Source organism: Paraburkholderia sp. GAS82, from assembly GCF_050436285.1.
Lineage (GTDB): Bacteria > Pseudomonadota > Gammaproteobacteria > Burkholderiales > Burkholderiaceae > Paraburkholderia > Paraburkholderia phenazinium_B.
The window spans coordinates 496,913-510,250 of the sequence record NZ_JBNDLX010000003.1 but is presented as its reverse complement, the minus strand read 5'-3'; the positions used below and the strand labels follow the sequence as shown (position 1 = coordinate 510,250).

Below are 13,338 nucleotides of genomic sequence, written 5' to 3'. Positions count from 1 at the left end.
ACGCCTCAATTCTTCAGGGTTTGTGTCCGGCCAGCGCGCGGGCCGAGCCGCGCGCCGAGCCAAATACCTGGATCAACCCCATCGACGCCCAGGTGATGACGAACGCGATGATCGCGAGTGCTGACGGCTCATAGGCGCGGTTCGCGCCGATCAGTTGCAGGTAAGGACCGAACGCTGGCCGGTCGAGCAGGCTAGCCAGCGTGAACTCGCCGATCACCACCGCAAAGGTGAGGAACGCCCCGGACAGAATCCCCGAGCGGATATTCGGAAAGATCACCTTGAACAGAATGGTCGGCCAACTGGCGCCGAGACATTCGGCGGCCTCGGTCAAGGAACGCACGTCGACCGCGGCGAGACCCGCATCAACGGAGCGGTACATGTACGGCAACGCCAGCGTTACGTAGCCGAACACCAGCAGCAGATCGGTGGCGCGCTCGTTGCCGGTCAGCGGCAGGATCGAGCTGCTGTTATAGATACGCAGATAGCCGAACACGATCACGATGGCGGGAATCACCAGCGGCAGCAGCGTGATGAATTCCACCACGGGCCGCAGCTTCGGTAAGCGCAGCCGCACCCAATAGGCCGTCGGCACCACCAGCAGCACGCCAATCACGATCGTCAGGACTGCCATTAACATCGAATAACCAAACGAGGCCTGAAAACGCGGGTCGGATAGCACCACTCTGTAAGCGTCGAAGCTATAGACGCCGCGCCGCATGCGCAGGCTGAATTCGACGGTGGCAGCGAGCGGGATCAGGAAATACAGCGCGCCCACGATCATCGCGGTCCATGCACCTACACGCGATTGACTTTTCATCTGCGGCCCCTTTCGGCTCGCGAACGCAGCCAGATGTAGCCGCCGTTAGACAGCCCCGTCACGAGGATCATCCCCAGCGCGAGTGCATAGCCGAGGTTCTGGTTGTGCAGTACGTCGCCACGAATCTGTGCGTACAGCAGGATGGTCACGATGTTCAGCGAGCTACCGGTCAACGCATAGGCCGTCGCCACCGCGCCGAACGAATTCGCAAACAGCAGCAGCGTCGCGCCAAGCACGCTCGGCCACAGTACCGGCAGTGCGACATAGCGCCAGTAGTGGAACGAGGTGCCACCGAGGCAGTCGCAGGCTTCGCGCCATTCGCGCTTCAGGCCGTCGAGCGCCGGCGTGACGATCAGCACCATCAACGGAATCTGGAAGTACAGATAGGTCACCGTCAGGCCGGTGAAACTCAGGATGCTGAAACCCGTCGAGTACAGATTGATGCCGACATACTTCTTCAACAGCACCGTGACGAGCCCGACCCGGCCCAATGTGCAGATGAATGCGAACGCAAGCGGCACGCCGGCAAAATTCGAGGCGACGCCGGAGAATGTCATCAGCGTCGGACGAATCCAGCCTGGCAAGCGTCCTTGCACCGCTGCCCACGCCAGCAGCGAGCCGATCACGGCACCACCGATCGCCGACGCGGCGCTCACCTTGAAGCTGATCCAGTAGGCTTCGAGCACGCCCGGCTGGAACAGGTCGCGGAAGTTTGCGAGGGTGAAGTGCCCCTGCGGATCCTGAAACGCGCCCACCATCAGAAAGCCGGTGGGCAGGATCAGAAACAGCAACGCAAAGATGAAGAATGGCGCGACGCCGAGCCAGGTCAGGAACTGCGACGATTCTGCCGGTCCCTTCACGTGGGACGGAGGCGCCGGGGGAACCAGGCGTTCCGGCTGCGCCGACCCGATATCCGATGAAGCGGTCATAGGTCACCCCTGGAGCAATCAGGCTAAAGCGAGGGTCGCGCAAGGCGACCCTCTCAGGCGTTACGGAGCTTACTTGACGTTCGCGCCGACCACTTCATCCCAATGCTTGGTGATCGTGTCCTTGTACGCATCCTGCTGCGACAGCGTCGGGAACACGGCATTCTTGTACGCCGATGCCGGCGGCAATTTGTCGAGCAGCGCCTGCGGCACCTTCTTCGCAGCCACCAGCTGGGTGTAGCGCATCGGGTGGCAATAGCCCGCCAGCCAGCCGATCTGGCCTTCGTCCGAGTACAGGTATTCCATCCACAGCTTCGCTGCGTTCGGATGCGGAGCGTACGCGCTGATCGCCTGCACATAGACGCCCGCTACAACGCCCGTCTTCGGCACGATGACCTGCACCTTCGGGTTGCCCTTGAGCGTGTCGCGGTCAGCCAGCGCGTTGTAGTCCCAGCGCACAACGATCGGCGTCGTACCCTGCGCAAGCGATGCGGCCTTGCCGATCACCGGTACGAAATTGCCGCTCTTGTTCAGGTCCGCGAAGTACTTCAAACCAGCGTCCGCGGCCTTGGCGGCATCGCCCTTGCCCGAAGACAGACCGGCAGCGTAGACCGCCTGGATGGCCTGGTTGGCCGAGCGCGGATCGCCTGCGAGCGACACGGCGTTCTTGTAGTCGGACTTGAGCAGATCGCTCCAGTCGGCCGGCGCCTTGTCGATCATGTCGGCGTTCACTTCGAACGACAGCACGCCGTAGTAGTCACCGTACCAGTAGCCGTCAGCATCCTTGGCTGAATCCGGAATCTCCTTCCACGTCGACACCTTGTACGGTTGCAGCAGGCCTTCGGTCTTCGCGGTGGGGCCAAAGGACAGGCCCACGTCGATCGTGTCGGGTGCTTGCGGACCCTTGTTGCCCTTATTGGCCTTGATGGCTTCGACTTCATCGCCCGAGCCCGCGTCCGGATTCAGTTCGTTCACCTTGATGCCGTATTTCTTTTCGAAGGCGGCGATCATCGGGCCGTAGCCGCACCAGTCGTGCGGCAACGCGATTACGGTCAGTTGACCTTCCTGTTTGGCGGCGGCAACCAGCGCATCGGGCGGCGCGGCTAACGCGCTGCCTGCACCCGCTGCGGCGACGCCCGCAACCGTTGACATCGAGAGAACACGGCTTAGCCACGTGCGGTTCATAGTATTCCCCATCCTTTGCCGAAAATTAGTACGTTAGGAAAACTGCATCTGATAGTTGTCTTCGGCGCCCGATGCCGGGCGCCTGCCTGCCATGTCTGCCGGTTACGCCGCGAGCCGCGTTAGTCCGGGCTATTCGGCGTGGACAGCATGTCGTGCGCGAGCAGATCGAGTCGATCGGTGCAAAACATGTCGACACCCCATTGCGCCAGCAGCTCCGCGCGCTCCGGGTCGTTGACGGTGTAGACGAGCACGCGCAAACCTGCGGCGCGAATCTCGGCGACCTGTTCAGCAGTCAGATATTTGTGGCTGGCGTGCAGCGACACGCAATCGAGTTCGCGCACAATGCGCAGCCAGTCGTCCGGCACCGCTTCGAACAACATCCCGCGCGGCAGCGACGGCGCGGCATCTCGCGCGGCGGCGAGCGCTTCGTACGAGAAGGATGACAGCAGCGGCTGCGTATGGCCCTGCCAGAGCTCCAGCGCAGCGGCTGCGACGAGCTGACCGGTGATGGTATCTCGGCCGGGACACGGTTTGATTTCGATGTTGGCGGCGATGCCGTCCTGCTTGCAGCGTGCGGCAACCTCGGCGAGTGTCGGCAGGCGTTCGCCGGCGAACGCGGCGTCGCGCCATGAGCCGGCATCGAGCTTCGCCAACTGTTCCCACGTCTGCTCAGCGGCAGGGCCGTGGCCGTTGGTCGTGCGCTCGAGCGTGTCGTCGTGGAGCAGGAAGAGCTGGTCGTCCGCCGATAGCTTGGCGTCGAATTCGACCATGCGATACCCATAACGCTTGCAGGCGTCGAAGCCCGCCAGCGTATTTTCCGGTGCGAGCGTTCCGCCGCAGCGGTGCGCGACGAGCCGCAGATACGGCCAGTCGGCAACAGTACGATCAATTCCAGTTCCCACGTCTACGCACCTTCGAAATGGTCTCTTATGTACCGCACGCTTCACCAGGCACATCGTCTGGTCGTCAGGATGACGAACCGAACGGTATTATTCGTCAGCAAGCTGTCATGCTGCGGCACGGCATCGAAACGGACGGCGAAATGGGCCACCTGGCTTAGGATGGAGGCAGCATACAGTCGGTTGCCTGCAAAAGCGACAACCGATGTTCGAAAACGGGACACTTCAATTCCTTTTCGAACATTCCGTGTTCGGATTCGATGACAGTCGTCCAATCTGCGAAGGCTAAATTTAAATACACAAATTTGCAAGGGACCAAAAAAATACAACGCAAAACGGTTAAAGTGGGGCCAATGACATCGGGGCGACACACAATCATGTCAGTGATGTTACGTAGAAAAACCGTCCAGACGACTTGATCGCAGAGGGAAATGCATGTGGCAGGAAGACCGTCATCAGAGAATTCGCGCGCTGCTCTCGACACTGCAACGGGTGTCGACCGAACGGATCATGGCGGATCTCGGTGTCTCGCGCGAAACCGTGCGGCGCGATCTGCTCGATCTGGAAGCACTCGGCGAATTGCGGAGGGTGCATGGCGGTGCAATCAAGCCCGCTGACGAAGCACCTATCGCCGAACGCGCCCACACCCGGGTCAAATCGAAGACGGCGATCGCCAAGGCTGCGATGGGGGTCATCTCCAGCGGCCAGACCTTGTTTATCGACGCCGGCACGACGACCTCGGCGCTGGCGGAAGAGCTGGCGAAGCTCGCCAATCTGACGGTAGTGACCAATTCGATTGACGTCGCGCTGAAAATGCGTGGCGCCGCCGAGCAGCAAGCCGAAGCCCGCAATGAGGTCATACTGCTCGGCGGATCGATCAGCGACCGGGCCATGGCGACGGGCGGCAGCACGACAATCCTGGACATTCATCGCTACCGGGCCGACGTGGCATTGCTGTCGCCAGTCGGCATCGATCATCGGCATGGCGCCACCAATTACGATCACGAAGAAACCGAGGTGGCACGGGCGATGGTCGCCAACGCGCAACGCGTAGTGATCCTCGCCGATTACAGCAAGATCGGTCAGCGCAGTCGCATCTCGTACTGCCCGGCCGAGGACGTCGACGTGCTGATCACCAACAAGAAGGCGGCCGAGTCCACCGAATTCGCGCCGCTGAAGAAGAAGGTGGCGCGGGTCATTCTCGCGTAGAGGCGATAGCGGCTATTCCGGCGCGTGCAGGGTATCCAGGACGCGTTTGCGCAAGCGCGTATCGTGTAGCGCGCCGGCTGCGTCGAGCACCGGATAGGCCGTCGAGCAGAACAGCGAATTTAGCCGCTTCATGTCGCTGATCATGTCGAGATGCAGCGCGCTCGTCTCGACGCTGCGCAAGGTTTGCCCGGCCAGGCGGTCGAGGTGGGCATAGGAGTAGACCCGCTCGAGATCCCGGAAGCGCTCCTTCTCAGCCAGCAAGCTCTCCGCGCAACGCAGGTCATTGTTGAGAAACACCGATAACCCGAGTTGCAGATTGCTGACGAGGCGAGCGTGCAGATCCTCCAGTTCGCCGAGACCCTGCTCCGAAAACGCAAGCCGGTGGGCGATCTTTTTCTCTTCGATATTGTTGACGATACGCTCGATGATGTCGCCCGCGTGCTCAAGATTGATGGTGAGCGCGATGATGTCGGTCCAGCGCCGACTGTCCGCCTCGTCGAGCTGCTCGCGGGAAATTCTGGCGAGGTAGCTTTTGACCGCGGCATAAAGCTGGTCGATGTCGTCGTCCATACGAATCGTCTCGCGTGCCTTGGCAAGATCATTGTGATGAAGCAGCCCGGCGACGTTGTCGAGCATGGTCCGGACGATGTCGCCGATGCGCAGCACTTCGCGCGCCGAATTGGCCAGTGCCAGAGACGGCGTGGAAAGTGCGGCCACGTCGAGATGTAGCGCCCGCAGTGCGCCGTCCTGCTGCGGCCGGTCCGGCAGCAGCCGGCTGCAGACGCGTGCAACCGGGTCGATCAGCGCGAGGCACGCGCAGCAACGCAGCGCGTTGTAGATCAAATGGAACCCGACCACCGCCTCACGCGGATTGCCGATGAGCACGGGCAAGCCACGCGCCAACAGGGAAGCGAATGGCAGGATGAGCAACGCACCCGCGAGCTTGAACACCAGACTGCCGAGTGCGAGGCGCCGTGCCGCGGCGTTTTGCGCCAACGTGCCGCTCAACGCCAGCAGGCCGCTGCCCAGATTGGCACCGATCACGAGGCACAACGCCACTTTCAGCGAAATCACTCCGGACGATGCCAGCGTCGCCGTCAACAGCACGGCCGCGAGGCTCGAGTAGGAAATCACCGCGAAGGCGGCGCCAACCAGGGCATCGAGCATCGTGTCGCCGGTCAAGGCACCGAACATCACGCGTACGCCGGCGCCTTGCATCATCGGCTGCGCGGCTTCGACGATCAGATGCAGCGCCAGCAGGATCAGCCCAAGGCCGATCGCCGTACGGCCCGCCTGGCCCACACGCGTCTGCTTGCGCGTCAGGAACAACGGTACGCCGAGCAGCAAGAGGATTGGCGACAGCCACGACAGATCGAGCGTGAGCACCCGCGCCATCAAGGCCGTGCCGACATCCGCGCCCAACATGATGGCAAGACCACTGGCAAGCGGTAGCAAACCCTGGGCTGCGAACGACGTCACAATCACCGCAGTGGCATTGCTGCTTTGCACGAGGCTGGTCACCGCGATGCCGGACCCGAACGCGCGCAGGCGGCTGCCGGTGCTGCGCCCGAGGGCGCTGCGCAGATCCGCGCCGAGCACGCGCAGGATGCCCGTGCGGACGATGTGCGACCCCCATACGAGCAAAGCCACACCGGAGAGAAGGTTCAGGAGAATCAACATAAGGCACGACGCTTCTCAATGCTCTAACCGTAACCCGACCCGCATGCGGCCACCTGGCGACATCCGGAGAAATATGACGATAGTGTTGCACAAATTTGGTTTATTGTAATTTTGTGCACTTAAATATACGATCTGCGAGGATGGGAAAAGCGTGCCGATCCAGCAATGGGGTTGGTGTCGAAGCGTTGGATGCAAGGAATCTGGGATGAGTCGTAACCTCGCGCTGTTCGATCTGGACCATACGCTGCTGCCGCTCGACAGCGATCAGGCTTGGGCCCACTTCATGGCGAAGCTGGGTGTGGAAGGCGCCGAGCGGCACGCGCAGGAGATCGACGCGTACTACCGCCAATACGTGGCGGGCACACTCGATATGAGCGATTTCCTGAACTACACGCTCGCCCCGCTGACACGTCATTCACGCGCACAACTCGATGCATGGCATGCGGTGTTCATGAGCGAAGTGATTGTGCCGGCGATCCGGCCGGCCGCCCGCGAACTGATCCAACGGCACCTCGATGCCGGCGACCTGTGCTGCATTGTCACCGCGACGAATGTGTTCGTGACGGCGCCGATCGGCAAGGCACTCGGGTTTGAGCATCTGCTCGGCATCGAACTCGGCACCGAGGGTGGCGATCCGCGCGGCCGCTATACCGGCGCGGCCGTCGGCGTGCCGACGTTCCGCGAAGGCAAGATCGTGCGCACGGAAAGCTGGCTGGCGTCGCTCGGGTACGCGTTGCAGGACTTTCCGAAAAGCTACTTCTATAGCGATTCAATCAACGACGTGCCGCTGCTCGAGCGCGTCACCGACCCGGTGGCGACCAATCCGGACGAGCGGCTGCGCGCGATTGCGCTGGAACGGAACTGGCCGGTGATTGAGTTGTTTGTCTAAGAGCCACAAGACGCATTACACCCGCCCCTTCCAGGGCACCAGACGCCGTTCCAGCGCTCGCATGCCCAGATCGAAAATCCACGCGATCAGACCAATCAGCACGATGCCCATTACCACGACGTCGGTGCGTAAAAAGCTCGACGCGTTGAGCACCATCTGACCGAGGCCCGCGGTCGCGGCCACCATCTCGGCGGCGACAAGCGTGGTCCAGCCAAAGCCGATTGCAATCCGCAGTCCGGTCAGAATCTCCGGCAATGCTGCGGGCAAGACCACATGGCGCACGATCTGCGCGAACGAACCGCCGAGCGAGTAGGCCGCATGAATCTGCTCGACGGTGGCGCTGCGCGCGCCGGCACGGGCAGCCATGGCGATCGGTGCGAAACAGGCGAGGTAAATGACGACGATCTTCGCCGTCTCGTCGATGCCGAACCAGATCACCACGAGCGGCAGGTAAGCGAGCGGCGGCAGCGGCCGGTAAAACTCCAGCGGCGGATCAAGTAACCCGCGCGCCACCCGGCTCACGCCCATCAGGATGCCGACCGGAATCGCCGTCACCGTAGCCAGCGCAAAAGCGCCAAACACACGCAGCGCGCTCCACGCAAGGTGTTGCGACAAGGGCAGGCCGCCCTGGATGCGTCCATGACAAGCGTCGATGAATGCGCTCCAGACGGCTTCCGGCGTCGGCAGGAACAGCGGCGGCAGCCAGTGCAGATGCGTCGCGATCCACCACAACGCCGTCAGCGCAATCACCGAAGCGATGCTCAGCGCCGCGGTCGGCCCTTCACCCGGCATGCGCCATGCGCGTACCGGTCTCACGCGCCTCTCCGGGAGCGGCGCGGATGACGACGATGCAAGCGGCGAATCTTTCACGGTAACGCCGGACGAGGCCAGGGGCACCTGGTTAAGTGAATCATTCGACACAGTCACGAGAGCACCTCTTCCGGTGCGCGCTGATGCAGGCGCCGCACCAACCGCTCACGCCACTCGATAAATTCCGGCGACGACTTCACTGCGCGTGCGTCGCGCGTCTCCAGAAAACGCCGGGCGAACGGCAGATCGTAGCTCTCGGCAATGCGCCCGGGTCCGGGTGTCATCACGACGAGGCGCGTCGCCAGAAACAGGGCTTCTTCGACGCTATGCGTGATGAAGAAGACGGTCTTGTGGGTTCGGCCCCAGACGTCGAGCACCAGTTCCTGCATCGACTCTCTCGTCATGGCATCGAGTGCGCCCATCGGCTCGTCCATCAGCAGTACCTGCGGATCGCTGGCGAGCGCGCGCGCGATCCCCACGCGTTGCTGCATCCCGCCCGACAAGGCGTACACCCTTGAGCGAGCATGTTGCTCCAGTCCGACGAGCGCAAGCATCTGCAGCGCGATACGTTCGCGCTGCGCTTTCGGCACACGCTGAAAACGAAGACCGAGCGCGACGTTGTCGAGCACGTCGAGCCACGGCAATAACGCGTATTTCTGGAACACCACGCCGCGATCGGCGCCCGGGCCATTGACTAGCTCACCGTTCAGACGGACTTCACCGCCGCTCGGCTGGATAAAGCCAGCAATGCAATTGAGCAGGGTCGTCTTGCCGCAGCCGGACGCGCCAAGCGCCACGACGAACTCACCGGACTCGATGCTCAGATCGACATCGGCCAGCGCGACATGAGGGAGCGCGCCACGTGCACCTTCGTAGGCGACGTGCAGCCGCCGGATCTCCAGACTACTCATAAAACGCCTGTGGGTTCCCAATAGGACGCGGTACAGGCGCGACCTGAGGACGCGCCATCATTACCGCATTACTCGTGCGCCGCCTGCTGAACGAAGTGCGGATCGACACCCGCCGAATAGTCGGGCAGCACATTTTGAATCGTCCCCTGGGTCTTCAGAAACACTGCCGTCGCCGCCAGCGATTTCGCCGCACCGGATTGCGCGCCGCCGCCGAGCCACGTGCTGGACGCCTGCTGAGCCGCCGACGGGAAAGCATAAAGTGCAAGGCTCGCCGGTACGTCCTGGGCATTCGCTCCGGACTCCTTGGCAACGGCTGCGACCTGCGGCGAAGTAGCGGACCATGCCGAGGTGTGATCGCGATAGCTTGCATCGCTTTCAGCTAGCACCTTGACGAAGCGTGCGACAAACTCGGGGTTTTGCTGGGCAAACTTGCGGTCGACCACGAAGCCGTCGAAGGTCGCCTTACCCGTCTCCTGTGCAACCTGACCTGAGGTAATCAGTACCTTGCCGTTCTTCTTCACCTTGGCGAGCACCGGGTCCCATATGTAGGTTGCGTCGATGTCGCCGCGGTCCCACGCAGCCGCTACTTCTTGCGGGCGCAGATTGACGATCTTCACGTCAGACGGGTTCACACCCGCGTTTTGCAGCGCGACCAGCGTATGAAAATGCGAGGTGGACACGAACGGCACGCCGATCTTTTTACCCTTCAGACCGGCGATGCTCGTCACGCCCGAACCGTCGCGCACCACCAGGGCCTCGGCATTGTTGATGTTGTCGAGAATCCAGAACAGCGAGATATCGACGCCCTGCGACAGGCCTGCCGCAATCGGACTGGAACCAGCTTCACCGAGTTGCACCGAACCCGAGGCCAACGCACGGACCACTTCCGCGCCGCTGCCCAGTTGACGGTAGATCACCTTGTAGCCCGTTTCCTTCTCGACCTCGCCGGTGGCCTGCGCGTAACGCCACGGCAAGACCATGTCCTGATAGGCGATCACAACCTCTTTGGTATCGGCGTGAGCGGCGCTCGCGAAAGGCGCGGAAACAGCAAGCAGCGTGACGAGTGCGGCCAGCGGACGGAAGAATCGGTTCATCGAGAAGCCCCGTTTTAATAAGGTGTTTGGGAGGCTTTCGACTATAGGGAGTTTGGAGACAGGCGGTTCTAACGAATTCATGATTGCTAATCACGCTGCTTGGGCATTGCTTTTTACGTTGGGTTGGATGCGTAAGTCCGTTGCGATGAACGCGTAGTGGCTTGGCGCGGAACGCAGCATGGTTGGCGGTGGAGCGCAAGCTGGTCGTTCGGTCGATTGACCGCCGTATGGCCTGGACCGGATCATGGGTTAGATCTCTTCACTATGCGCTTCAAACCATGATCGAATTTTTAGCCCACTTAAGCTGGCTCTTATCCAATATCGCGGTGCCCATTCTTGCACCCATCGCCCTGCTGCCACTGCTGAATTTCTCACTTGCCTATCGCGAGATTGCCGGCGATGTTTTGAAGGCCGCATTGCAACACGGCCAACTGTTCTGGACCGTCATCGCGATGAGTGCCGCCGCATGCTACGAACTGGGTTGTGCTCTCGACCAACCGATGTCAACTGGAAGCTATGCGTGGGTGCGGATTGGCCTCGTGTGGCACGTAGCGTTCATCATTGGATCGTCTGTACTGGTCGTCTTTGGCGCCGCCGACGCGCGGAAATATTTCAGCGATCCGGCCAGCAGCGACGTTCCCAGCAGAACGCTTATGTGGGTATCGTTCCTCGCGACAGCATTCGTCGCGACGAGCTTCTCGATATCCCATTTTGCGTTGAGCTAAATATTTAAACCAATCGAGCTATAATAACAACCGGTCAAGCGAGAACTTAACATGCCTAATCTTATCGACTACCTCCTCGAGAACGACGATGTTCGACATCGCGCCATGATGTACATCGCCTACTTCATGTTTATTGGAAGCGGTATCTACTCCGCCAGCCTGCTGATCGCCCGGCTCTTCTTCTGGCACTAACCGGCGCAAGCAGCAAAGCCCAGCTCAGCGCCTCAAATCCTCGAGTGGCCGCAGACGTAAAAAAGCCCGCAACAATTGCGGGCTTTATATCGAAGCAAACTACCGGCAAGAACCTCAGACCACCCCGGCTCCGTGCGCCTGCAGATCCGCGTGATAGCTCGAACGCACCATCGCGCCAACGGCCGCGTGCGTGAAGCCCATCTTGTAGGCTTCTTCCTCGTACATCTTGAAGGTATCCGGATGCACGTACGAGCGAACCGGCAGGTGGTGCTCAGACGGTTGCAGGTATTGCCCAATCGTCAGCATATCGACGTCGTGCTCGCGCAGATCGCGCATCACCTGGAGGATCTCTTCTTCCGTCTCGCCAAGACCGACCATCAGGCCCGACTTGGTGGCGACATGCGGATGCAGCGCCTTGAAGTCCTTCAGCAGCTTCAGTGAGTGTGCGTAGTCCGACCCCGGGCGTGCTTCCTTGTACAGACGCGGCACCGTTTCGAGGTTGTGGTTCATCACATCGGGCGGAGCGGCATTGAGAATGCCCAGCGCGCGATCCAGACGGCCACGGAAATCCGGTGTCAGAATTTCGATGCGCGTCTCCGGCGACAGTTCGCGCGTCTGACGGATGCATTCAACGAAGTGAGCCGCACCGCCGTCACGCAGATCGTCGCGGTCCACGCTGGTGATCACCACGTACTTCAGCTTCAGCGCAGCAATCGTGCGGGCGAGATTGCCCGGTTCTTCGGTATCCAGAGGATCAGGACGGCCGTGGCCGACGTCGCAGAACGGGCAACGGCGCGTGCACTTGTCGCCCATGATCATGAACGTGGCGGTGCCCTTGCCGAAACACTCGCCGATGTTTGGGCAACTCGCTTCCTCACAGACCGTGTGCAGATTGTGCTCGCGCAGAATCTGCTTGATCTCGTAGAAGCGCGAATTGCCGGTGGCCGCTTTCACGCGAATCCAGTCCGGCTTTTTCAGCTTTTCGATCGGGATGATCTTGATCGGAATGCGTGCAGTCTTCGCCTGCGCCTTCTGCTTCGCCGTAGCATCGTAAGCAGCCGGTGCGGTAGCGGCGTCAGGAGTGGCAGTGCCGGCGAGGTTCGCGGTAACGTCAGTCATTGGTTCGATCCAGTCAGGCGGTCACGACACCAGCCTGCGGTTGGGCGACGGCCGCGGGCGTGCCGTCGATGTTTGCGGTGAGGCATGCAGCAAAGGTCCGGGCTACGTCGTCCCAGCCGGCAGCGACGCCGAGCGTCGCCATATCGACAGTTTCGAGCCCCGCGTACCCGCATGGGTTGATGGCCAGAAACGGCTGCAGATCCATCTTCACGTTCAGGCTGACCCCGTGATAACTGCAACCGTTACGGATTTTCAGGCCCAGCGCGGCGATCTTGGCGCCCGCATGCGACCCGGCATCCGGACCGGGCGCCACGTAGATACCAGGGGCGCCCGCCTTGCGTTCTCCGGCGAGATTATACGCCGCGAGCGTGTCGATCACGGCCTGCTCGATGCGCGTCACCAGTTCACGCACCATCAGCTTGCGGCGGCGCAAGTCGAGCAGCAGGTAAGCGACCACCTGCCCTGGCCCGTGATACGTGATCTGTCCGCCGCGGTCGACCTTGACCAGCGGAATGCCGCTGTCTGCGGATAGCAGATGCGCCGGATTGCCGGCCTGGCCCAGGGTGAAAACAGGGGGATGTTCGACCAGCCAGATTTCGTCCGCGGTTTCTGAAGTGCGCGCGTCCGTGAAAGCTCGCATCGCCTCGAAACTGATTTCGTAGGATTCGACACCGCGCCAGCGCAGCGTTGGAACGGGAGTGGGCAAACCCACTGCGACCGGTTCGGCCTGCGTAGAGGGAACGAGACCGGCCGAAACCGGCGCCACCGGATCAGCCAGGTCAGCTGGAACGAGCTCGGGGGGCAGAGAAGGCGAAGAAACCGGCGTGGCACACATGATCCCGGTAGTTTACCGAAATACTGAGATCCCCGCCGGAACCCTCG

Annotated in this window: 14 protein-coding genes; 4 read left to right on the top strand and 10 right to left on the bottom strand. The window is 61.6% G+C overall.

Translation table 11 applies throughout. The features are described 5' to 3' along the window. Nucleotides 1-13: 13 nt before the first annotated feature. The 4 genes from P3T17_RS12620 to ugpQ all read right to left on the bottom strand — a co-directional run bounded on the left by P3T17_RS12620 (nt 14) and on the right by ugpQ (nt 3,830). Nucleotides 14-817 (bottom strand): ABC transporter permease, encoded by an 804-nt coding sequence (locus P3T17_RS12620; RefSeq protein WP_429406999.1) that lies wholly within the window; start codon nt 815-817, stop codon nt 14-16. Further along, the gene (locus P3T17_RS12615; RefSeq protein ID WP_429406997.1) at nt 814-1,746 is read right to left on the bottom strand and encodes an ABC transporter permease; all 933 of its coding nucleotides are present in this window, start codon (nt 1,744-1,746) and stop codon (nt 814-816) included. Before P3T17_RS12615 ends, P3T17_RS12620 begins: the two co-directional genes overlap by 4 nt. A gap of 69 nt (nt 1,747-1,815) precedes the next feature. Beyond that, complete coding sequence (locus P3T17_RS12610; RefSeq protein WP_429406995.1) at nt 1,816-2,928, bottom strand: ABC transporter substrate-binding protein; 1,113 nt, start codon at nt 2,926-2,928, stop codon at nt 1,816-1,818. Between the two features lie 119 nt (nt 2,929-3,047). After that, on the bottom strand, nt 3,048-3,830 hold the full coding sequence (gene ugpQ / locus P3T17_RS12605; protein ID WP_429406993.1) for a glycerophosphodiester phosphodiesterase: 783 nt from the start codon (nt 3,828-3,830) through the stop codon (nt 3,048-3,050). Nucleotides 3,831-4,262: 432 nt separating this feature from the next. Between ugpQ and P3T17_RS12600 the strand changes: the two genes are divergently transcribed. Continuing rightward, on the top strand, nt 4,263-5,036 hold the full coding sequence (locus tag P3T17_RS12600; RefSeq protein WP_074263230.1) for a DeoR/GlpR family DNA-binding transcription regulator: 774 nt from the start codon (nt 4,263-4,265) through the stop codon (nt 5,034-5,036). A gap of 12 nt (nt 5,037-5,048) precedes the next feature. On the opposite strand, the gene P3T17_RS12595 is transcribed toward P3T17_RS12600, so the two are convergent. Next, nucleotides 5,049-6,716, bottom strand: a complete 1,668-nt coding sequence (locus tag P3T17_RS12595; RefSeq protein WP_074263229.1) for a Na/Pi cotransporter family protein — start codon at nt 6,714-6,716, stop codon at nt 5,049-5,051. 205 nt (nt 6,717-6,921) lie between these two features. Here P3T17_RS12595 and P3T17_RS12590 point away from each other — a divergent pair, with 205 nt between their 5' ends. Continuing rightward, the gene (locus tag P3T17_RS12590; protein ID WP_429406990.1) at nt 6,922-7,605 is read left to right on the top strand and encodes an HAD family hydrolase; all 684 of its coding nucleotides are present in this window, start codon (nt 6,922-6,924) and stop codon (nt 7,603-7,605) included. 15 nt (nt 7,606-7,620) lie between these two features. Here P3T17_RS12590 and P3T17_RS12585 read toward each other — a convergent pair whose 3' ends face one another. The 3 genes from P3T17_RS12585 to tauA all read right to left on the bottom strand — a co-directional run bounded on the left by P3T17_RS12585 (nt 7,621) and on the right by tauA (nt 10,420). After that, nucleotides 7,621-8,532 (bottom strand): ABC transporter permease subunit, encoded by a 912-nt coding sequence (locus P3T17_RS12585; protein WP_074263227.1) that lies wholly within the window; start codon nt 8,530-8,532, stop codon nt 7,621-7,623. Beyond that, complete coding sequence (locus tag P3T17_RS12580; RefSeq protein ID WP_429406988.1) at nt 8,529-9,326, bottom strand: taurine ABC transporter ATP-binding protein; 798 nt, start codon at nt 9,324-9,326, stop codon at nt 8,529-8,531. Before P3T17_RS12580 ends, P3T17_RS12585 begins: the two co-directional genes overlap by 4 nt. Nucleotides 9,327-9,394: 68 nt before the next feature. Next, nucleotides 9,395-10,420, bottom strand: a complete 1,026-nt coding sequence (gene tauA, locus P3T17_RS12575) for a taurine ABC transporter substrate-binding protein (protein ID WP_429406986.1) — start codon at nt 10,418-10,420, stop codon at nt 9,395-9,397. A gap of 278 nt (nt 10,421-10,698) precedes the next feature. Here tauA and P3T17_RS12570 point away from each other — a divergent pair, with 278 nt between their 5' ends. Together P3T17_RS12570 and P3T17_RS12565 are read left to right on the top strand one after the other, a co-directional pair. Next, nucleotides 10,699-11,145 (top strand): hypothetical protein, encoded by a 447-nt coding sequence (locus P3T17_RS12570; protein ID WP_074263224.1) that lies wholly within the window; start codon nt 10,699-10,701, stop codon nt 11,143-11,145. Between the two features lie 51 nt (nt 11,146-11,196). After that, entirely contained in the window at nt 11,197-11,337 is a 141-nt protein-coding gene (locus P3T17_RS12565) for a hypothetical protein (RefSeq protein WP_429406984.1), read from the top strand. A 114-nt stretch (nt 11,338-11,451) separates the two neighbouring features. On the opposite strand, the gene lipA is transcribed toward P3T17_RS12565, so the two are convergent. Continuing rightward, nucleotides 11,452-12,456, bottom strand: coding sequence for a lipoyl synthase (lipA, locus tag P3T17_RS12560; protein ID WP_074263223.1), 1,005 nt, complete (start codon nt 12,454-12,456; stop codon nt 11,452-11,454). A gap of 13 nt (nt 12,457-12,469) precedes the next feature. Further along, complete coding sequence (gene lipB / locus P3T17_RS12555) at nt 12,470-13,291, bottom strand: lipoyl(octanoyl) transferase LipB (RefSeq protein ID WP_429406982.1); 822 nt, start codon at nt 13,289-13,291, stop codon at nt 12,470-12,472. Nucleotides 13,292-13,338 lie beyond the last annotated feature (47 nt).